Source organism: Streptomyces cupreus (assembly GCF_014257025.1).
Taxonomy (GTDB): Bacteria; Actinomycetota; Actinomycetes; order Streptomycetales; family Streptomycetaceae; genus Streptomyces; species Streptomyces cupreus.
The window spans coordinates 37,037-56,476 of sequence record NZ_JACMSF010000020.1; the positions used below are offsets into that span (position 1 = coordinate 37,037).

The 19,440-nt window shown below is 71.2% G+C and carries 16 protein-coding genes; 7 read left to right on the forward strand and 9 right to left on the reverse strand.

Annotated elements, in window-relative coordinates; translation table 11 throughout:
* Positions 1-53 precede the first annotated feature (53 nt).
* Positions 54-656 carry an aminoacyl-tRNA hydrolase gene (gene pth, locus H4N64_RS19735; protein ID WP_186283695.1) on the forward strand — a complete coding sequence of 201 codons (603 nt, stop codon included), beginning with the start codon at positions 54-56 and terminating at the stop codon, positions 654-656.
* Here pth and H4N64_RS45175 read toward each other — a convergent pair.
* The gene (locus H4N64_RS45175) at positions 613-5,154 is read right to left on the reverse strand and encodes a caspase family protein (RefSeq protein WP_186283696.1); all 4,542 of its coding nucleotides are present in this window, start codon (positions 5,152-5,154) and stop codon (positions 613-615) included. The genes pth and H4N64_RS45175 overlap by 44 nt on opposite strands.
* Positions 5,151-6,359 carry a lipase family protein gene (locus H4N64_RS19745; RefSeq protein WP_186283697.1) on the reverse strand — a complete coding sequence of 403 codons (1,209 nt, stop codon included), beginning with the start codon at positions 6,357-6,359 and terminating at the stop codon, positions 5,151-5,153. Before H4N64_RS19745 ends, H4N64_RS45175 begins: the two co-directional genes overlap by 4 nt.
* Before the next feature lie 133 nt (positions 6,360-6,492).
* On the opposite strand from H4N64_RS19745, the gene H4N64_RS19750 reads away from it, so the two are divergent.
* Positions 6,493-6,981, forward strand: a complete 489-nt coding sequence (locus H4N64_RS19750; RefSeq protein ID WP_186283698.1) for a hypothetical protein — start codon at positions 6,493-6,495, stop codon at positions 6,979-6,981.
* 144 nt (positions 6,982-7,125) lie between these two features.
* Positions 7,126-7,788 (forward strand): LPXTG cell wall anchor domain-containing protein, encoded by a 663-nt coding sequence (locus tag H4N64_RS19755; protein ID WP_186283699.1) that lies wholly within the window; start codon positions 7,126-7,128, stop codon positions 7,786-7,788.
* An 82-nt stretch (positions 7,789-7,870) separates the two neighbouring features.
* On the opposite strand, the gene ppc is transcribed toward H4N64_RS19755, so the two are convergent.
* On the reverse strand, positions 7,871-10,612 hold the full coding sequence (gene ppc / locus H4N64_RS19760; RefSeq protein ID WP_186283700.1) for a phosphoenolpyruvate carboxylase: 2,742 nt from the start codon (positions 10,610-10,612) through the stop codon (positions 7,871-7,873).
* Between the two features lie 310 nt (positions 10,613-10,922).
* Here ppc and H4N64_RS19765 point away from each other — a divergent pair, with 310 nt between their 5' ends.
* Positions 10,923-11,933, forward strand: coding sequence for an acyl-CoA desaturase (locus H4N64_RS19765; RefSeq protein WP_186283701.1), 1,011 nt, complete (start codon positions 10,923-10,925; stop codon positions 11,931-11,933).
* Complete coding sequence (locus H4N64_RS19770) at positions 11,930-12,607, forward strand: TetR/AcrR family transcriptional regulator (protein WP_186283702.1); 678 nt, start codon at positions 11,930-11,932, stop codon at positions 12,605-12,607. The genes H4N64_RS19765 and H4N64_RS19770 overlap by 4 nt, the downstream gene beginning before the upstream one ends.
* Here the strand turns inward: H4N64_RS19770 and H4N64_RS19775 are convergent.
* Together H4N64_RS19775 and H4N64_RS19780 are read right to left on the reverse strand one after the other, a co-directional pair.
* A complete protein-coding gene (locus tag H4N64_RS19775; protein ID WP_186283703.1) occupies positions 12,604-12,966 on the reverse strand; it encodes a VOC family protein in 363 nt (120 codons plus the stop codon). The genes H4N64_RS19770 and H4N64_RS19775 overlap by 4 nt on opposite strands.
* On the reverse strand, positions 12,963-13,748 hold the full coding sequence (locus H4N64_RS19780; protein ID WP_186283704.1) for a trans-aconitate 2-methyltransferase: 786 nt from the start codon (positions 13,746-13,748) through the stop codon (positions 12,963-12,965). The genes H4N64_RS19775 and H4N64_RS19780 overlap by 4 nt, the downstream gene beginning before the upstream one ends.
* Before the next feature lie 117 nt (positions 13,749-13,865).
* Between H4N64_RS19780 and tamR the strand changes: the two genes are divergently transcribed.
* Positions 13,866-14,363 carry a MarR family transcriptional regulator TamR gene (tamR, locus tag H4N64_RS19785; protein ID WP_186283705.1) on the forward strand — a complete coding sequence of 166 codons (498 nt, stop codon included), beginning with the start codon at positions 13,866-13,868 and terminating at the stop codon, positions 14,361-14,363.
* A 459-nt stretch (positions 14,364-14,822) separates the two neighbouring features.
* Here tamR and H4N64_RS19790 read toward each other — a convergent pair whose 3' ends face one another.
* On the reverse strand, positions 14,823-15,590 hold the full coding sequence (locus H4N64_RS19790; RefSeq protein WP_186283706.1) for a LuxR C-terminal-related transcriptional regulator: 768 nt from the start codon (positions 15,588-15,590) through the stop codon (positions 14,823-14,825).
* 228 nt (positions 15,591-15,818) lie between these two features.
* Here H4N64_RS19790 and H4N64_RS19795 point away from each other — a divergent pair, with 228 nt between their 5' ends.
* Positions 15,819-16,274, forward strand: a complete 456-nt coding sequence (locus H4N64_RS19795; protein WP_186283778.1) for a GNAT family N-acetyltransferase — start codon at positions 15,819-15,821, stop codon at positions 16,272-16,274.
* Here H4N64_RS19795 and galK read toward each other — a convergent pair.
* From galK to galT, 3 genes are read right to left on the reverse strand one after another with little or no spacing between them, the layout of a single operon-like run.
* On the reverse strand, positions 16,249-17,418 hold the full coding sequence (gene galK, locus H4N64_RS19800; protein WP_186283707.1) for a galactokinase: 1,170 nt from the start codon (positions 17,416-17,418) through the stop codon (positions 16,249-16,251). The two genes, H4N64_RS19795 and galK, sit on opposite strands and share 26 nt — an antisense overlap.
* Positions 17,418-18,380 (reverse strand): UDP-glucose 4-epimerase GalE, encoded by a 963-nt coding sequence (gene galE / locus H4N64_RS19805; RefSeq protein ID WP_186283708.1) that lies wholly within the window; start codon positions 18,378-18,380, stop codon positions 17,418-17,420. Before galE ends, galK begins: the two co-directional genes overlap by 1 nt.
* Positions 18,377-19,438, reverse strand: coding sequence for a galactose-1-phosphate uridylyltransferase (gene galT, locus H4N64_RS19810; protein WP_186283709.1), 1,062 nt, complete (start codon positions 19,436-19,438; stop codon positions 18,377-18,379). Before galT ends, galE begins: the two co-directional genes overlap by 4 nt.
* Positions 19,439-19,440 lie beyond the last annotated feature (2 nt).

The window sequence follows — 19,440 nt, forward strand, 5'->3', positions numbered from 1 at the left end:
CCGACACAGCCGCCGTTTCCCCGGAAGCGGCGGCTGTGGCATATCAAGGAGACATGGACGTGACTTCCGACCCGAGCGCCCCCTGGCTCATCGCCGGCCTCGGCAATCCCGGACCCGAGTACGCCATGAACCGGCACAACGTCGGGTTCATGGTGGTGGATCTGCTGGCCGCGCGGATCGGGGGGAGGTTCAAGCGGGCCGGTAAGGCGCAGGCGCAGGTCGTGGAGGGGCGGATCGGGCCGCCCGGGCCGCTGAACCGGCGGGTGATTTTGGTGAAGCCGATGTCGTTCATGAACCTCTCCGGGGGTCCGGTGAACGCTCTGAAGGACTTCTACAAGGTGCCGGTCGCCAACATCGTCGCCATCCACGACGAGCTCGACATCGACTTCGGAACTCTGCGGCTGAAGCTGGGCGGCGGGGACAACGGCCACAACGGTCTGAAGTCGATGACGAAGGCGATGGGTGCGGACTATCACCGGGTGCGGTTCGGGATCGGCCGGCCGCCCGGGCGGATGCCGGTCGCCGACTTCGTGCTGAGGGACTTCTCCTCGACCGAGCGCAAGGAGCTGGACTACTTCGTGGACCGGGCTGCGGACGCGGTGGAGTGTCTGGTCATCGAGGGGTTGGAGCGGGCTCAGGGGACGTACAACTCGTAGCCTCCCCGCTCTCTGCGAAGGTCGCCATGAGGCGGTCGGAGTCGCAGTCGGGGTTGGCTTCGGCCCACTCGACGGCGTACTGGTGCAGGGTGGCGCGGTGTTCGGCTGCCGGGACGTAGTCGGCGAGGCGGGAGATGACGCGCCAGGCGGGTGGGCTCAGGCGGTGCTCGGTGAGCCAGTCGAGGGACTGGCCGACGGTGCCGTCGTCGGGGGTTCCCGCCCGTTCCATGTGGCGCAGCAGGGCGGCGAGGACGTAGGCGGCCTCCTGGGCGTCGGCGTGTATTTTCAGCCAGTTCCGGGCGTGGGTGAGTGTGGGCTGTGCCGCGTCCGGCGGGAGGTTCTCGAACTGGATCAGATGGCAGATCACGAACCCGGCCTGGGGGATGCGGTGATGTTGGTCGAGCCAGTTCACCACCCGTACGACGATCCGCGGGTCGGGGTTCTCGGCCGACCTGAGGCGTCGTACGACGGCTTGGAGGAGCCGGGCGTCGCCGGGGTCGGTCATGCCGGGGGTGAGGACCCGCCGGATCTGGCGGAGCAGCCGTTGCTCGGTCTCGGGGGGCAGTGGCGGCAGCCGGTGCACGTAGTGCAGGGCATTGTCGTCGCCGATCGCATCCCGTGACTGGTCGCGGTAGTAGCGCAGCGCGTTGTCGACGGCGCGCTGTGCCTGCTCGGTGGTGAGGCGTTCGCCGAAGCGGAACAGGACGCGCAGGAGGACTTGTCTGCGGTAGTTGTCGGGGTCGGCGGTGGCCTCGGCCTCGGTGTCGTCCGGGGTGCGCTCGGCGGGTTCCTCGTCGCCGGTGTCGTCGGTGACGGTGGGCCGGGGGCGGTGCGCCTCGGGGTCCTCCAGCCAGTCGAGGATGTGGTCGATGGTGGTGTGCATGACCTGGCCGGCGTCGAGGGTGTCGGTGGCCACCTTCCAGTAGAAGAGCATTTTGCGCAGGACGGCGAAGGCCTGCGGGGTGCGGCCGTAGGTGCGCAGCCATTCCAGGGCGATGGTCGCGCCGGTCTTCCTGGTGTCGGTGGGGGTGTCCTCCTCCTGGGCGAGAAGGAGGTAGGGGCCGAGGACCAGGGAGGCTTCCAGGCAGGTGCCGTGGGCGGTGAGCCAGGCAGCCGCGCGGGCCAAGGCGGACTGTTGTGTCGCGGGGGACAGGGGTCTGGCGCGCAGCAGGCCGCTGATGATGTGGCGGTCGCTCTCCTGCGGTGTGCCGGGGGGTTCGGGGAGCCGGTTCAGGGCGACGGCGGTGACGCGCTCGGTCTGCTGCTGGGTCAGGTCCTGCATGCGGAAGAACACGGCCTTCAGGAGCCGGTCGTCATCGGCGTCGCTGCCGAAGGCGTCGAGCCAGGCGACGGCCGGTACCAGGGCCCTGCGGACGATGGTGGACTCGCTCAGGTCCCGGGTGGAGAGGCCCTGCCATTGCAGCAGGCGCCGTATGACGAAGTCGGCGCCGGGCTCGGTCGGGTTCGGCTCTGCCCAGGCCAGTGTGCGGTTGACGGCCTCGGTGAGGTCGTCGGGGTCGGCGGCGGGCCGCTGTCTGCGCAGGGCCTGGAGGAGCGGCTGGAGCACGAAGGAGGCCTGCGTGGTGGTGCCGTTGCGGGTGAGCCAGGTCAGGGCGTGGTCGATGGCGCGCTTCTCCATCGTCGAGGGCTGGCCGCGGCGGCTGAGGACGTCGTGCAGGACGAAGCAGGCCTTCTCCTTGCGCCCGTGGATGTCGAGCCAGTCCAGGGCGTAGCGGGCGGTCTGTTCGACGAGGCCGGGCCTGACCTCGGGGTCGCGGCGGCGCAGGGCGGCGGAGAGCAGGAAGGTGGCGCGTTCGCGGCCGCGGTACTGGTACAGCCAGTCGCGGGCGGCGGTGTACAGCAGGTCGCTGTCGTCCTCGTCGGGCGGGGCGGTGCGCATCAGGGCGGTGATGAGGCGTTCGGTGTCCGGCTCGCCGCTCAGTTGCTGGGCGAGGGCGATGGCGGTGCGGGCGGCGTGGTCGATGACGGTGGGGTCGGCCGCGGGGTCTTCGTCGCGCTGGGTGGTGAGCAGGGCGAGCAGGGCGTACCGGGCTTCGCGGGTGGTGCCGTGGGCGTCGAGCCAGACGTGGGTGAGGGCGTCCAGGTGGGCGCGGACGTCGTTGTCCAGGCCGTCGGTGCGGCGCAGTGCGCTGATGAGCTGGAGGGCGTCGAGGTCGGTGGGGGTGTGCGCGTCGAGCCAGGCGCGGGCCTGATCGAGCAGGACGGTCGGGACGGGCCGTGGGCTGTTGCGGATCGCGTCGGTCAACAGGGCGCGGACCAGGGCGGGTTGGGTGGTCGCGGCGATCCAGGGGGCGGCGAGGGCTGCCCAGGTGTCGAGGACGCCCTGCTGCCAGGGCGTGGCGGAGATCATCGACACGATGGTGCGCATGCCCTGGTCGGGGGTGGACAGCAGCAGCGCGAGGACGTCCTCGGCGCGCCGGGCGAGCCACTTGGACAGGGTGGTGCCGAGCTTCTTGCGTACGTGGTCGTTCTGGTCGTGGGTCCAGCGGCTGAGGTGGGCGACGGCCCGGCGGAAGCCGGTGAGGTCGCCGAGGAGAGCGTCGAGGAAGGCGCGCAGGACGGGGGTGTCGACGGTGAGCGCCTGCGGCAGGCAGCTCTGTTCCAGGAGTTGGTCGGTGACGATGTCGTGGATGGTGTCGATGGTGTCGGGCCCGTCGGCGGCGGCGACGAGCCAGCCCAGCGCCTCCAGGTTGTCGACGATGCTCTCGCCGGTGTGGCCGGTGCCCGGCCGGGTCTCGAGGAAGCGGTCGACGGCGTCTTCCACGGCGCCGCGTTCCTGGACGCAGGCGAGCGTGGCGAGGGCGCTGGCGTGGACCAGGACGGGGTCGGGCTCCCGGCGCCTGTCACCCGCGGAGTCGGCGGCGACGAGGTCGCGGCGCGTGCGGTGGTTCAGCCAGTCGACCAGGTCCGCGGGGGGTGGTGCGGCGGGCCGGTCGCCGTGCCGGTCCTGCTGGTCGAGGGCGCCCTCGAAGGCGAGGGCCAGCAGCAGGGTGAGCATCGGCCGGGTGCCGCAGATCTCGGCCATCTTCTCGGGGCCCCACGCGGCGAGGGCGTTGGGCGCGACCTTCTTGAAGATGCCCGCGGCGACGGTGAGCAGATGGGTCTGGTCCTGTTCGAGTTCGACCTCCTCGAACAGCGTGCGCGAGCCGTTCTTGCGTACGTCGGCCAGGGCGCCGGGGCGGACGGAGGCGAGGCAGGCGACCCGGGCGCCCTCGGCGCGTTCCGCGTGCAGGAGGTCGGCGAGTTCGCGCAGGTCGAGGCTGTACTGGTCGAGGTAGTCCAGGACCAGCAGCAGCTTCTGCTCCTGACGGTCCTTCAACTCCTCCTGGATCTCCTCGAACAGGACCCGGGCGGACAGCGCGCCGGCCTGCTGGATGTGCAGCACCTGCCAGCCGCTGCGCTCGGCGAGGCGGGCGGTCTCCAGGCAGGTACGGGTCTTTCCGGCTCCGGCGAGGCCGGTGAGGAGCAGTCCGCAGCCGGGGGCGCCGAGCCGTCCGCGGCCGGGTTCGTCCAGGCGCGCGAGGAGGTTCTCGGGCCGGGCCGGGTGCTCGGGGTCCTCGGGGACGACGTAGGGCAGGGCGTCGTTGGTGAGGTACGTGGCCCGGTTGCCGAGGCGGCGCAGGACGGCGTCGGTGGTGAGCAGCCAGGAGGGGCGGGTGCGGGGGCGGTAGCCGGCGTAGTGCAGGGGTTCGGCGTCCCAGGTGCGGGCGTCGATGGCGGGGATCTGGGGCGCGTCGGGGTCCGCCGCCATCCGGGCGCGGACGTGCTCGATCAGCGGCCGTGGGTCGGGCGGCCAGGGTCCTTCGGCCGCGGTGAGTTCGGCGAGCAGGGCGCGGGTGAAGGCGCCGCCGCGGTCGTCGCCGTAGGAGATGTCGCCGTCCTGGGTGGCGTGCATCAGCAGCAGGCGGCTGGTGGTGCGGGTCGGGGGTGCGGTGCCGATGCGGTTCTCGCTGAAGGCGTCGAGGTTCTCGACCTGGTTGCGGCAGGCGTCGATGCTGACGACCTTGTGCCGGATGCGCTGGTAGCGGGGGTTGTACAGCAGCGCGCTCTGGAGGTTGTCGGTGCACAGGGCGGCGGCGTCCTCGTACGGTCTGCCGGCTTCGTGGATGAGGAGGTGGCGGTGGCTGCCGGGGGTGATGGCGCCGTGGCCGCTCCAGGTGAGCCAGAGCAGATCGGCGTCCCACTCGGGCAGTTCCTCCGCGATGATCCGGTGGACGGTTCCGTAGTCGGCGCCGAGGAGGGGGATGCCGAGTTCGTCGGCGGTGGCTGCGGTCTGCTCGCGGTGGTGGTCGAGCGGGGAGACGCACAGCCGGATGTGGTCGCCCGGTACGCCGTTCTCGCGCAGCCGGCGGGCGTGGCCGAGGGCGTCCTGGGCGGGGCCCGGGAGGTCGGGGAACGGGCCGGGGGCGTAGGCCTCCACGCCGACGAGGATCGCCCGGGTGCGCTCGGGGGTGATCCCCGACAGTTCCGCGCTCATGCGCCGTCCCGCAGGATGCCGGCGAGCCGCCGCTGGAAGCCGGGGTGCGCGAAGTAGGCGCTGTGGGCGGCGGGGAAGGGCTCGTTGGTGTTGATCTCGATGTCGTCGACGCGGCGCGGGAAGACGGCGGCGGCGGCGAAGCCGAGCAGATCGCGCTTGTCGTAGAAGTTGGTCCAGGCGGGGAAGTGCTCGGGCAGCGGCTTGCCGGGGTCGAGGCTGGGCAGGGCGCCGATCTCGTGCAGATGGGCGGCCTGGGTGCCGACGGTGACGAGGTGGTCGACGCCGCCGGCCTCCTCCTCGATGAGCAGGTCGACGGCGGCGATGCCGCCGAGGCTGTGGCCGAGGAGGACGACGGGCCCGTCGGCGGGGCCGAGTTCGGCGAGGCGGTCCCGGATGAACGCGCGCAGCCGGTGGCCGCGGGCGAGGTACTTCAGGACGTCGCCGAGCTTGGGGTGGACGCCGGTCATGAGCTCGGCGCGGTTCTTCTCCACGCGGCCCAGCACCCCGAACCGGCGGGCGGTCCACCAGGAGGCGCGCAGGGCGGCGCGGTCGAGTGCGCTGCGCGGGACGCCGCCGAGGGCAGTGGTGATCGCGCGTACGGCCTCGTCGCGCTGGCCGGTGCTCCACAGGACGGGGGTGCCGCGGTGCTGGGCGACGCCGAGGAGGTGGGCGATGACGGCGGTGGCGAGCGCGGAGGGGAGTTCGCCGGGGCGGAGGCCGAGGGCGACGGCCTCCTGGCCCTCGGTGCTGTCGAGGACGGCGGTGACGGAGGCGGCGAACTCCTCCTTCACGCGCGCGTCGTCGAGGAGCGCGGCGAGGGCCTCGGGCGGTTCGGCGGCCAGGGCCTTCAGGCGCCGGGCGACCTGGGGGCCGGTGCGGTCGGCGACCATGCCGCCGAAGGCGCTGTCCTCGGTGCGGCGCAGCGGGGTCAGCGGGTTCTCGTAGAGCAGGCCCCAGGTGAGGGCGGCGCGGTCGTCGTCGTCGAGGTCGTCGGTGGGCACGGACTGCGCGTCGGCGTAGGTCTCGACGGGTTCGGCGCCGGGCAGCGCCGCGGTGCCCACGCCGTCCGGTACGCCGAAGCAGTCGCCCCAGTAGCACTCCTCGACGCGGGTGTGCCCGGGCATGGTGGCGCGCAGCAGCGTCAGCATCTCGGTGCAGGCGGGCCGGCGGACGCCCGTGCCGTGGACGAACAGCAGTGTGCTCATCGGTCTCCCCCGTCTCACGGCAGCGCGGTGCCGGTCACCATCCGTTCATTTTAAGAAAGTTGGGGGACGGCGTTGGAGTTCCCGCCAAGACCGACATTGACTTTCAGCAAGGCGATGGCCAAGGATCGCGGCCATGCCTACAGCCGTCATGTCCAGCCAGGGCGCCGTGACCGCACTGCGGTTCGGACGCGTCGCGGCGATGGGTACGGTCGCGGCGCTGATCCTGATCGCGGGCGTGTGGGCGTCGTGGGGGACCGCCCAGCACGTGATGCTCACCAAGGGGCGCGAGAGCGGCACCGTCGAGGTGACCCGCTGCGCCGAGGACATCTGCACCGGCCCCTACACCCCGATCTCCCAGGGCTCACAGCCCCGCGACCGCGTCACCATCGAGCACACGGCCGCGATCCGCAAGGGCCAGACCTACACGGTCGTCATCAAGCCCGGCTCCGACGACGTCGTCCGCTCCGGCCCGTCCGGCATCCTCTACGCCTGGGTCCCCCTCGGCGGCGCCCTGCTGCTGGCCTCGGTCGTGGTGGCGGGCGGCCTCAGGCGGACACGCGCCGCATGGGCCCTGGCAGGCACCGGAATCGCCTTGCTCACGGCGGCTTTTCTGACGGTCTGAGCAGCGTTACGGCGGTGACGCGGGCGTAAGCCTGTGAAGAAACGGAGTGTTGCCTGTTCGTGATTGATCTGGAGTCAGAAGTGGCTGGAAGCTGAGCTGCCCCCTCCACATCTTCCCGTTCGTTTTCACGAAGATGGACTGCCCATGCGTACCCTCACCCGCGCCGGCGCCGTGTCCGCCGTCGCCGCGGCGGCACTGCTCCTCGCCCCCGCCACCGCCCACGCCACCCCGACCGGGGACAACGGCACCGTGAAGATCCACGACGCCACCACCGACGAGGAGCTCCGCCACAACGAGCCCCACGTCTGCTCCTTCTACCTCGACGCCTTCGGCTTCGACGGCGGCCAGCAGGTCGACTGGCACATCGAGGCCTGGGCCCCGACGGCCGACGTCAAGGGCGAGATCGTGAAGTCCGGCGAGCTCACCCTGGACGCCGAGGGCCACGGCCGCATCGACGACATGACGCTGCCCGACGGCCACTACAAGCTGTTCTGGAACTTCGAGGGGGAGAACGGGTCAGCCAAGCACAAGGTGTTCTGGACGGACTGCGAGGACTCCGAGGACACCGGGGAGTCCGGTGAGTCCGGCAGCCCGGCCCCGAGCACCGAGCCCACCGCCGCCCCGAGCGCCTCGGACGACGCGGCGGCCCCCTCCGCCTCCGCTTCCGCCGCCCCGTCCGCCCAGGGCGACGTCGACGGCGACCTCGCCGAGACCGGCAACGGCGCCCCGGTGGGCCTGCTGAGCGGCATCGCGGCCGCCCTGGTCGCCGCGGGCGGGTACCTGATGTACCGCCGCCGCAAGGCCTGACGTACGGCACAAACCTGACGTACGGCACAAAAGAGGGTGCCCCCCGAGAGGCTCGGGGGGCACCGTCGTGTTCAGAGGGCCGTCAGCCGGTGTTCCGCAGGCCCGCCGCCACACCGTTCACCGTCAGCAGCAGTGCCCGCGACAGCAGCGGATCCGCCTGCTCGCCCGCGGCCGCCGCGTCGCGCTGGCGCTTGAGCAGGGCGACCTGGAGGTAGGAGATCGGGTCCAGATAGGCGTCCCGGATGGAGAAGGTCTGCTTCAGCACCGGGGTGGCGTCCAGGAGTTCCGTCTCGCCCGTCACCTTCAGCACCTCGCGCACGGTCAGCTCGTGCTCGGCCTTGATGGTGTCGAACACGTGCTTGAGCTCGTCGGGGACGAGCGTGTCGACGTAGTGCTGGGCGATGCGCAGATCGGTCTTCGCGAGCGTCATCTCGACGTTGGAGACGAAGTTGCGGAAGAAGTGCCACTGCTCGTGCATCTCGTCGAGCACGGTGTCCAGACCAGCTTCCCGCAGCGCCTTCAGGCCCGAGCCGACGCCGAACCAGCCGGGCACGATCTGCCGCGACTGGGTCCAGCCGAACACCCACGGGATGGCGCGCAGTCCGTCGAGGGAGACACCCGAGCCGGGGCGGCGGGAGGGCCGCGAGCCGAGGTGCAGGTCGGCGAGCTGGTCCACCGGCGTCGACGCGAGGAAGTACGCCGGCAGGTCCGGGTCCTCCACCAGCCTGCGGTAGGCGGCGTGGGCCGCGTCCGAGACGACGTCCATCGCCGCGTCCCAGCGGGCCAGCGCCTCGTCGGACTGGCGCGGGGCGGTGTGCAGGGCGGACGCCTGGAGCGTGGCCGCGACGGTCAGCTCCAGGTTCTCCCGGGCCAGCGATGGCACCAGGTACTTGTCGGAGATGACCTCGCCCTGCTCGGTCACCTTGATCTCGCCCTCCAGGGTGCCCCAGGGCTGGGCGAGGATCGCGTCGTGCGAGGGACCGCCACCACGGCCGACGGTGCCGCCGCGGCCGTGGAAGAGGCGCAGCCGTACGCCGTAGCGGTGCGCCACGTCACGCAGCCGCCGCTGGGCGCGGTGGATCTCCCACTGCGAGGTGGTGATGCCGCCGAACTTGGAGGAGTCGGAGTAGCCGAGCATGACCTCCTGGACATCGCCCCTGAGCGCCACCAGACGCCGGTAGGACGGGTCGGAGAGCATGTCCTCCAGGATGGTGTCGGCGGCCTTCAGCTCGTCCGTGGTCTCCAGCAGCGGCACGATGCCGATCTTCGCCCAGCCGGCGTGCAGATCGATCAGACCGGCCTCGCGGGCCAGCACGGCCGCCGCGAACACGTCGTCGGCGCCCTGGCACATCGAGATGATGTACGACTCGATGACCTCGGGCCCGAAGACCTCAAGCGCCCGCTTGACGGTCTGGAACACGCCGAGGGTCTTCTCCCCGGCCGCGTCCACCGGCGCCGGCGAGGGGGCCAGCGGCCTCCTGGACCTGAGCTCCTTGGCGAGCAGCTTGCCCCGGTAGTCGCGCGGCATGTCCGCGTACCGCCAGGACTCCTCGCCGAGCCGGTCGAAGAGCTGGCCGAGGGCGTGGTGGTGGGCGTCGGCGTGCTCGCGGACGTCCATCGTGGCGAGCTGGAGGCCGAACGCGGACAGCGTGCGGATCGTGCGGTTCATCCGCCCCTCGGCGAACAGTCCGCCGCGGTGCTCGCGCAGCGAGGTCTGGATCAGCGTCAGGTCGCCGAGCAGCTCGCTGGTGCCCAGGTAGTCCCGGCCCTTCTCGTGCGGGATGCCCTTGGCCAGGCGCGTCTTGGTGTTCTCCAGCTTCTGCCGGATGCAGGTGGCCTTGAGCCGGTAGGGCTCCTCGGCGTTCAGCCGCTTGTAGCGGGGGCTGATCTCGGGCAGCGCCTCCAGGTCGGCCTGGAGGGAGGCGAGCAGCTCCTCGGTGGCGCCGGTGTAGCGGATGGAGTTCGACAGGAAGCCGCGCAGCTCGTCGATCATCTCCAGGGCGTCGTTGATGCCGTGCTCGTGCTGGAGGATCAGCACGTCCCAGGTGACCTGCGGGGTGACGTTCGGGTTGCCGTCCCGGTCGCCGCCGATCCAGGTGCCGAAGGTCAGCGGACGGGTGTCGTCGGGCAGCTTGACGCCGACCCGCTCCAGCTCGGCGGTGAGGTCTTCCAGTACGTCCCCGACGGCGCCGGCGTGCAGCTCGTCGAGGTAGTAGATGGCGTTGCGGGCCTCGTCGGTGGGCTCGGGGCGGACGACGCGCAGCTCGTCCGTCTGCCAGACGAGGTCGATGTTCTCCGCCAGACGGGTGTCGTAGCGTCGGCGGTCCGCCTCGATGACCGGGGTCTCCAGAAGCGCGGCGATGCGCCGGAGCTTGTTCAGCACCGACCGGCGCGCGGCCTCGGTGGGGTGCGCGGTGAAGACCGGGCGGACATTGAGGTGCCGCACCGTCGCACGCAGGTGCTCGGGGTCGGCGTCCTTCAGCCGATCGGCCGTACGGGCGAGCAGTCCGCCCTCGGCGGCGCGCTTGGCGCGCAGCTCGCGGCCGCGGTGCACCTGCTCGGTGACGTTGGCGAGGTGGAAGTAGGTGGAGAAGGCGCGGACCAGCTTGGCCGCGGTGTCGAGTTCGGTGCCGCGCAGCAGCTCCGCGGCGGCCTCGCCGTCCTCGCGGGTGAGTCGGCGGACCCTCTCGACCAGATCGAGAAGCTCTGGACCTTCCTGCCGGACGAGAGTCTCGCCGAGGAGATCACCCAGGCGCCTGATGTCGGCGCGCAGCTCGCTGCTGGTCGACGTGGTGCTCGTAGTCAGGTCGTCGGCACTGCTCACAGGTGCGGCTCCTTGCAGTGTTGAAGCTCGTCTGGAGGGGACCCCGAAGGCACGTCTCGCGCGGCGGCTGCCGCATACGGGCCGGACATCCGGGAAGAAAACAGAGCGGACCGCGCTGTCCGACCGACTCCAAGGATAGGTGTCCGTGCGGACGCGCAGACTCACGGGCCCTTGCCGCCGGCCGACGCGCTGCCATACTTACGACGCCGTAGGTTACGGAACCGTAGGGACCGTTGTAACGGAAACAGGGAACGGTTCCCGAAGCCACCCGGCATCTGCCTCACAACCCTCGACCCCACAGGGGACGCCCATGACCACGAGCTCCGATGTGATCGAAGACGCCCCGCAGGGCAGCGACGACACCCAGACCTCCTCCGCCACGCTCGGCGGCGAGCAGAAGCGGTCGATCGAGCAGATCGCCCTGCTGCTGTTCATCGCCGTCCCGTTCCTGGCGCTGCTGGCGGCGGTGCCGCTGGCCTGGGGCTGGGGTGTGAGCTGGCTCGACCTCGGCCTGCTGGTCTTCTTCTACTACCTGGGCTGCCACGGCATCACGATCGGTTTCCACCGTCATTTCACCCACGGTTCCTTCAAGGCGAAGCGGCCCCTGAAGATCGCGCTGGCGATCGCCGGGTCGATGGCGGTCGAGGGGCCCCTGGTCCGCTGGGTCGCCGACCACCGCAAGCACCACAAGTTCTCCGACGCCGAGGGCGACCCGCATTCGCCGTGGCGCTACGGCGAGACCTTGCCGGCGCTGATGAAGGGCCTGTGGTGGGCCCATATCGGCTGGATGTTCGACGAGGAGCAGACCCCGCAGGACAAGTACGCCCCGGATCTGATCAAGGACCCGGCGCTGCGGGCGATCTCCCGGCAGTTCATCTACTGGACGATGCTGTCGCTGGCGCTGCCCGCGCTGATCGGCGGTCTGGTGACCTGGTCCTGGTGGGGCGCCTTCACCGGTTTCTTCTGGGGCTCGCTCGTCCGGGTGGCCCTGCTGCACCACGTGACCTGGTCGATCAACTCCATCTGCCACGCGGTCGGCAAGCGGCCCTTCAAGTCGCGGGACAAGTCGGGCAACGTGTGGTGGCTGGCGGTCCTGTCCTGCGGCGAGTCCTGGCACAACCTGCACCACGCCGACCCGACCTCGGCGCGGCACGGGGTGATGCGCGGGCAGGTGGACTCCTCCGCGCGGCTGATCCGCTGGTTCGAGCTGGCGGGCTGGGCCTACGACGTGCGCTGGCCGTCACGCTCGCGTATCGATTCGCGCCGGAACACCTCGGATGACGACTCCCGGCGGGGGGCGGAGGCGACGAAGGCGGCATGATTGACGCCGTGGCGACCGACTCCAGCAGTACCCCGAGCAACGAGAAGCCGCGGCGCGCGCGTCGCACCCGGATGACCGGTGCGGAGCGCCGCCAGCAGCTGCTGGAGATCGGTCGCACCCTCTTCGCCGCGAAGGGCTTCGAGGCCACGTCGGTGGAGGAGATCGCGGCGAAGGCCGGGGTCTCCAAGCCGGTGGTGTACGAGCACTTCGGCGGCAAGGAGGGCCTGTACGCGGTGGTGGTGGACCGCGAGATGCGCCGCCTGCTGGACATGGTCACGAGCTCCCTGACGGCAGGCCACCCCCGTGAACTCTGCGAGCAGGCGGCCTTCGCCCTCCTGGACTACATCGAGGAGTACACGGACGGCTTCCGCATCCTGGTCCGCGACTCCCCCATCCCCCAGTCGACGGGTTCCTTCGCGTCGCTGATCTCGGACATCGCCACCCAGGTGGAGGACATCCTCGGCCGCGAATTCAAGAGCCGGGGCTTCGACCCCAAACTGGCCCCCCTCTACGCCCAGGCCCTCGTCGGCATGGTCGCCCTGACCGGCCAGTGGTGGCTGGACGTCCGGCGCCCGAAGAAGGCGGAGGTGGCGGCCCACCTGGTGAACCTGGCCTGGCACGGGCTGGACGGCCTGGAGGCGAAGCCGCACCTGATAGGACGCCGCAAGGCCTAGGCGAGCGGCTCCAGGAACTCGATGCGGTTGCCGACAGGGTCGTAGGAGAAGAACCGCCGGTGTCCGGGCAGCTCCTCGTCCCACTGCACCTCGGCGCCGTGGGCCCGGAGCCGGGCGCCGTAGGACTCGATCCCGGCGACTCGCAGTCCCGGGTGCGCCTTCCGGGCAGGCCTGAAGTCCTCCTCGATGCCGAGGTGCAGTTGGACGACCCCGGCCTGGAACCAGCAGCCCCCTCGTGCGGCGAGGGCCGGGGGCTTGGGAATCTCGGTCATGCCGAGGACGTCGGTGTAGTACACCCGCAGCCGGTCCTCGGAGCCGGGCGGTGCGGCGAGCTGAACGTGATCGAGCGCGGTGATCACCGCGCCGCCTTGCGGGCGACCGCGAAGACGCGGCGGAAGGGGAAAGGCGTCCCGTGCGGGCCCGGTGGATACGCCTCGCGCAGGGCCGTCCGGTACTCCTCGACGAAGGCGTCCCTGGCCTCGGGATCGTCCTTGAGTGCGGTGAGGACCGGCAGCAGGCCCGTGCCCTTCACCCAGTCGAGGACCGGGTCCGCGCCCGTCAGCAGATGGATGTACGTCGTCTCCCAGACGTCCGCCGCGCAGCCGAGGTCGGCCAGCCGCTCCAGATAGGCCCCCGGCGTGAGAATCGCTCCGTCGTGGCGCAGGGCGTCGGTGAGGCCGTACCCGTGTGCGAGCTCGCGCATCAGGCGGTGGCTCGGGGAGTCGAAGTTCCCGGGGACCTGGAAGGCGAAGGTGCCGCCGGGGGCGAGCCCGGCGATCCAGTCACCGAACCGGTCCGCGTGGCCCGGGACCCATTGCAGCGTGGCATTGCTGATGATCAGGTCGTACGGCTCCCCGGGCGTCCAGGTGCGGACGTCGGCGTGGGCGAAGTCGAGGCGGGGGCCCGCGTGCGCCTCGGCCCTGGAGAGCATCTCGGGTGAGTTGTCGTAGCCGGTGATGTGCGCCGTCGGCCAGCGGTCGGCCAGGCGGGCGGTGGCGTTGCCCGGGCCGCAGCCCAGGTCGGCGATGCGGGGCCGGTCTCCCGGGAGCTCGGGGACTCGCGCCAGGAGGTCGGCGAAAGGGCGGGCGCGGTGGTCGGCGTGGCGCAGATACTGGGCCGGGTCCCAGGTCGGGGCGGTCATGGAGCCTCCCAAGCACGGTCGGTCGACAGGTACCCAGGATCCCGCCCGATTTAGCTCGATGTCAAGATGCTTGACGTCAAGAGACTTCATGTCGACACAACCACTACACTGATCGTCATGGAGGACGAGGTCGATCGGCTGGTCGCGGCGTGGCGTCGGGAGCGCCCGGACCTCGACGTGGAACCACTCGAAGTACTCAGCCGTGTCAGCAGGCTGGCCCGGCACCTGGACCGCGCGCGCCGGCTGGCCTTCGCCGAGCACAGTCTGGAGCCCTGGGAGTTCGATGTGCTCACCGCGCTCAGGCGCGCGGGCACGCCGTATCAGCTCTCCCCGGGGCAGTTGCTGACGCAGACCCTGGTGACCTCCGGCACGATGACCAACCGCATCGACCGGCTGGCGAAGAAGGGTCTGGTGGAGCGGCTCCCCGACCCCAGCGACCGCCGGGGCGTGCTGGTCCGCCTCACCGAAGAGGGCCAGGACCGCGCGGACCAGGCCCTGGCCGGACTGCTGGAGCAGGAGCGCGCCATCCTCGCCGAGCTCTCCCGGGCCCAGCGCGGTGAACTGGCCGGGCTGCTGCGCCAGTTGACCGCCCCGTTCGACAACATCCCCGGCTAGACGCTTCGCCGGGAGAGCCGGTCAGGTAAGGCCACGGTGGGCCGTCGGCTGTCTGCGGCGCCGTCGTGGCTGGTCGCGCAGTTCCCCGCGCCCCTTAGGACGCTGCCGAACCGCCCACCGACCTGCTACGCCAGCTGACCGCCCCGTTCCACAACACCCCCGGCCAGACGCTTCGCCGGGAGAGCCGGTCAGGTAGTGCCACGGTGGGCCGTCGGCTGTCTGCGGCGCCGTCGTGGCTGGTCGCGCAGTTCCCCGCGCCCCTTAGGACGCTGCCGAACCGCCCACCGACCTGCTACGCCAGCTGACCGCCCCGTTCCACAACACCCCCGGCCAGACGCTTCGCCGGGAGAGCCGGTCAGGTAGTGCCACGGTGGGCCGTCGGCTGTCTGCGGCGCCGTCGTGGCTGGTCGCGCAGTTCCCCGCGCCCCTTACGGCGCTGCCGAACCGCCCACCGACCCGCTACGCCAGCTGACCGCCCCTTTCCACAACATCCCCGGCCAGGTCCACCGGTCCCACCCCTGCCCTCCGCGCGAGCGCCACCGCCGCCAGCGTGCTGTGGACGCCCAGCTTCCCCAGCACGTTCTGCATATGCGTACGGACGGTGTGCGGGGACAGATACAGGCGCTCGGCGACCGCCTTGCGCCCCAGGCCCGCCACCATGCACCGCAGGACCTCCCGCTCGCGCGGGGTCAGCGACTCCACCAGCCGCTCGCTCTCGGTGCGGTGCTTGCGCGCGGCGGTCAACTCGCGCAGGACGCCGGTGAGCAGGGCGGGCGGAAGATGCGTCTCCTCGCGCAGCACCCCGCGGATGACGGTCAGCAGCCGGGACAGCGAGCAGTCCTTGGCCACCCACCCGGACGCCCCGGCCTGCAGCGCCAGCGCCGCCCGCCGCGGGTCGTCCTTCTCCGCGAGCACCACGATCCGCACCCCGGGCTGCGCGGTCCGCACCCCGGCCACCAGCGAGATGCCGTCGACCAGACCGTCCTCCCCCACCTCCTGGACCGGCACGGCGGGCCGTACGCCCGCTATTCCGCCCCCCAGGTCGGCGTCGACGAGCAGGACGTCGTACCGGCGCCCCTCTGCGGCGGCGCGCTCCAGGCTGCGCAGCGCGGCCGGGCCGCTGCCCGCGGCGGAGACGTCGACATCGGGCTCGGCGGCCAGCGCGGCCGCGAGTGACTCGGCGAAAATACGGTGGTCGTCGACGACCAAAACTCGGATGCGAACCACTGAAACCCCCACTGGCCCGGTGAACGAAGACCGGCGCGGGTACGACGCCCAGGGGAGGTCGAAGCCGCACGGCCGCCGCCGTGCAGAAACTGGTACCCCCCACGCGGGCGTCGTACCCGCCTGTCTCGCCCCCTGATCAGCACCGGCCCCCACCGGCACTGTCCATCAGGGTACGGCCGGGGGCTCGGAGCGGAAGGCAATTTGCAGAACTGGCCCGTCTACGCGTTTATGGTGTGCCGCATGTTCCGAATGGAGACAGAAGTCGACAAAGAGCGGCGCGATCTTCTTCGCGCCCGGCTGCGGGACACCAACACCGCGGCCTCCCCGGTCATCGGCGCGATGCGCGGAACCCCAGGTGAACGTGAACTTCCGCTCCATGTCTGGATGATGGACGAGGCGGGCGGTCTGGTCGGCGGGCTCGTCGGGCACACCTGGGCGACCTGGCTCCATGTGACGTACCTCTGGGTCGACGAACGCCACCGCGGGGCAGGGCTCGGTTCGCGACTGCTCGCGCGGGCGGAGCAGGTGGCGCGCGAGGAACGGGGCTGTGCCGCCGTACGCCTGGAGACCTGGGACTTCCAGGCGCCGGAGTTCTACAAACGGCAGGGGTACGACGTGGTGTGCGTGATCCCCGACTATCCGCCGGGGATCACGGAGTTCACCTTGACGAAGTCCCTCGGCTGAGGCGGCGCGCACCTGCCGCGGGGACCGCCTCGAAGACGCGCGGGGCGGTGAACCCGGCCGCCGCGAACGCCTCCTGGACCGCCTTGGTGATGGTGTCCACGTCGGCCGCCTCCGCCAGCACGATCGCCGAGCCGCCGAACCCGCCGCCGGTCATCCGGGCACCGAGGGCGCCGGACGCGAGGGCGGTGTCGACGACCAGGTCCAGCTCGGGGCAGGAGATCCGGAAGTCGTCGCGCAGGGAGGCGTGGCCCTCGACCAGCACGGGGCCGATCGCGCGGGTCTCGCCGGACTCCAGCAGGGAGACGACCCGCTCCACGCGGTGGTTCTCCGTCACGATGTGGCGGACCAGGCGAACGATCTCCTCCTCGTCGCCGAGGCGGGCGAGGGCGGCGTCCAGGTCGTCGTACGCCACATCCCGCAGGGCGTCGACGCCCAGCAGCGCCGCGCCCTTCTCGCAGCCGGCGCGGCGCTTGCCGTACTCGCCCTCGTTGTGGGCGTGCTTGACGCGGGTGTCCACCACGAGCAGGCGCAGGCCCTCGGCCGCGAGGTCGAAGGGGATCTGCTTCTGGGAGAGGTCCCGGGTGTCGAGGAAGAGCGCGTGCCCCTCCTCGCAGCAGGCGGAGGCCGTCTGGTCCATGATCCCGGTGGGGGCGCCGACGTAGACGTTCTCAGCGCGCTGGCACAGGCGGGCCAGCTGCCAGCGCTGGAGGCCGAGTTCGTACAGGTCGTTGAGCGCCAGGGCGATCACGACCTCCAGGGCCGCCGAGGAGGACAGGCCCGCGCCCGCCGGGACCGTCGAGGCCAGGTGGACGTCCGCGCCGGTGACCGGGTGCCCGGCCTCGCGCAGGGCCCAGACGACACCGGCCGGATACGCCGTCCAGTTCCTGTCGGTCTCAGGCGCGAGGTCGTCGAGACGCAGCTCCACCACCCCGCCCTCGACATCCGCCGAGTGCAGGCGCAGAACGCCGTCCGTGCGCTTGGAGACGGCCGCGACGGCCGTGTGCGGCAGCGCGAAGGGCATCACGAAACCGTCGTTGTAGTCGGTGTGCTCACCGATGAGGTTGACGCGGCCGGGCGCCGACCAGACTCCTTCGGGCCCGGTTCCGTAGAGCTCGACGAAACCGTCCCGCACCTGCTGCCCCACTACTGCTCCCTTGTGCTCTTCTGCGCGAACTCCCAGGCGTCCGCGACGATCCCCGCGAGGTCGGCGCGCGACGGGTTCCAGCCCAGCTTCTCGCGGGCCGCGGCGGCGGACGCCACCAGGACCGCCGGGTCGCCGCCCCGGCGCGGGGCCACGACCTCGGGGATCGGGTGCCCCGTCACCTTGCGCACCGTCTCGATGACCTCGCGCACGGAGAAGCCGTTGCCGTTGCCGAGGTTGCAGATCAGGTGCTCGCCGGGCTGTGCGGCCGCCACGGCCAGCAGGTGCGCCTCGGCCAGGTCCGCGACGTGGATGTAGTCGCGCACACAGGTGCCGTCCGGCGTCGGGTAGTCGTCGCCGAAGACCGAGATGGCGTCCCGGCGGCCCTGCGCCACCTGGAGGACCAGCGGGATCAGATGCGACTCGGGGTCGTGGCGCTCGCCGAACTCGCCGTAGGCGCCGGCCACGTTGAAGTAGCGCAGCGACACGGCCGCGAGACCGTGGGCGGCCGCCTCACCCGTGATCATGTGGTCGACGGCGAGCTTCGAGGCGCCGTAGGGGCTGGTCGGCTCGGTCGGCTCGGTCTCGACGATCGGGACCTGCCGGGGCTCGCCGTAGGTGGCCGCCGTGGAGGAGAAGACGAGCCTGCGGACGCCCGCCGCGCGCATGGCGCCGAGCAGGGCCATGGTGCCGCCGACGTTGTTGTCCCAGTACTTCTCGGGCTTCACGACCGACTCGCCGACCTGGGAGGAGGCGGCGAAGTGCAGCACGGCGTCGTAGGAGGAGTCCAGCCACTTGGCGGCGTCGCGGATGTCGCCCTCGATGAACGTGGCGCCCGCGGGGACGCCCTCGCGGAAGCCGGTGGTGAGGTTGTCGAGCACGGTGACCTCGTGCCCCGCCTCCAGCAGATGCTGGGCGACCACACTGCCGACGTAACCCGCCCCGCCCGTCACCAGGTACTTCATGAACTCGCTACCTCTCGCAGTCGCTCTGCCGCGCGCTCCGGCGGCACGTCGTTGATGAACACGCTCATGCCGGATTCGGAACCCGCGAGAAACTTCAGCTTGCCGGAGGTTCGGCGAATGGTGAAAAGCTCAAGGTGAAGCGCGAAGTCGTCGCGGACGACCCCGTCGAACTCCTCCAGCGCCCCGAACGGCGCCTGGTGCCAGGCGGCGATGTACGGCGTGGGCGGTTCACCTTCACCGAAGATCCGGTCGAAGCGCTTCAAGAGTTCCAGATAAACCTGGGGGAATTCTGAGCGCGCCTCCTCGTCAAGACCCAGCAGATCCGGCACCCGGCGGCGCGGGTACAGGTGGACCTCGTACGGCCAGTGCGCGGCGTAAGGCACGAACGCGACCCAGTGTTCACTCGCGAGGACGACCCGCTCGTCGGCGAGTTCACGCTCCAGGACGGCGTCGAAGAGGTTCTCGCCACCGGTGGCCTCCTTGTGCTGGGCGAGCCGGCTCAGCATCAGCGCGGTGCGCGGGGTGGTGAACGGGTAGGCGTAGATCTGCCCGTGCGGATGCCCGAGGGTCACGCCGATCTCGGCGCCGCGGTTCTCGAAGCAGAAGACCTGCTCGACGGAGGGCAGGTGGGACAGCTCCGAGGTGCGGTCGGTCCAGGCCTCCAGCACCAGCCGCGCCTGCTCCTCGGTGAGGTCGGCGAAGGCGGCGTTGTGGTCGGAGGTGAAGCAGACCACCTCGCAGCGGCCGGAGTCACCGGCCAGCGAGGGGAAGCGGTTCTCGAACACCACGACGTCGTACGACGAGTCCGGGATCTCGCTCAGCCGCTCGCCCTGCGAGGCGCAGAGCGGGCACTCGTCGGCCGGCGGGTGGTAGGTGCGCCCCTGCCGGTGCGAGGCGATGGCGACCGAGTCGCCGAGCAGCGGATCACGCCGGACCTCGGACGTGGTGACGGTGCGCTCCAACGGCCGCCGGTCCACCGCGTCCCGCACACGGTCGTCGCGCAGGTCGTAGTAGATCAGCTCACGACCGTCGGCCAGTCGGGTCGAGGTCTTCTTCACCA

Bases quoted from the DNA above. Each gene is read 5' to 3' on its own strand.
- H4N64_RS19765 (WP_186283701.1), top strand. From the start codon at position 10,923: ATGACCACGAGCTCCGATGTGATCGAAGACGCCCCGCAGGGCAGCGAC.
- tamR (WP_186283705.1), top strand. From the start codon at position 13,866: ATGGAGGACGAGGTCGATCGGCTGGTCGCGGCGTGGCGTCGGGAGCGC.
- H4N64_RS45175 (WP_186283696.1), bottom strand. From the start codon at position 5,154: ATGAGCGCGGAACTGTCGGGGATCACCCCCGAGCGCACCCGGGCGATC.
- H4N64_RS19745 (WP_186283697.1), bottom strand. From the start codon at position 6,359: ATGAGCACACTGCTGTTCGTCCACGGCACGGGCGTCCGCCGGCCCGCC.
- H4N64_RS19755 (WP_186283699.1), top strand. From the start codon at position 7,126: ATGCGTACCCTCACCCGCGCCGGCGCCGTGTCCGCCGTCGCCGCGGCG.
- H4N64_RS19750 (WP_186283698.1), top strand. From the start codon at position 6,493: ATGCCTACAGCCGTCATGTCCAGCCAGGGCGCCGTGACCGCACTGCGG.
- galE (WP_186283708.1), bottom strand. From the start codon at position 18,380: ATGAAGTACCTGGTGACGGGCGGGGCGGGTTACGTCGGCAGTGTGGTC.
- H4N64_RS19780 (WP_186283704.1), bottom strand. From the start codon at position 13,748: ATGACCGCCCCGACCTGGGACCCGGCCCAGTATCTGCGCCACGCCGAC.
- pth (WP_186283695.1), top strand. From the start codon at position 54: ATGGACGTGACTTCCGACCCGAGCGCCCCCTGGCTCATCGCCGGCCTC.
- H4N64_RS19770 (WP_186283702.1), top strand. From the start codon at position 11,930: ATGATTGACGCCGTGGCGACCGACTCCAGCAGTACCCCGAGCAACGAG.
- H4N64_RS19795 (WP_186283778.1), top strand. From the start codon at position 15,819: ATGGTGTGCCGCATGTTCCGAATGGAGACAGAAGTCGACAAAGAGCGG.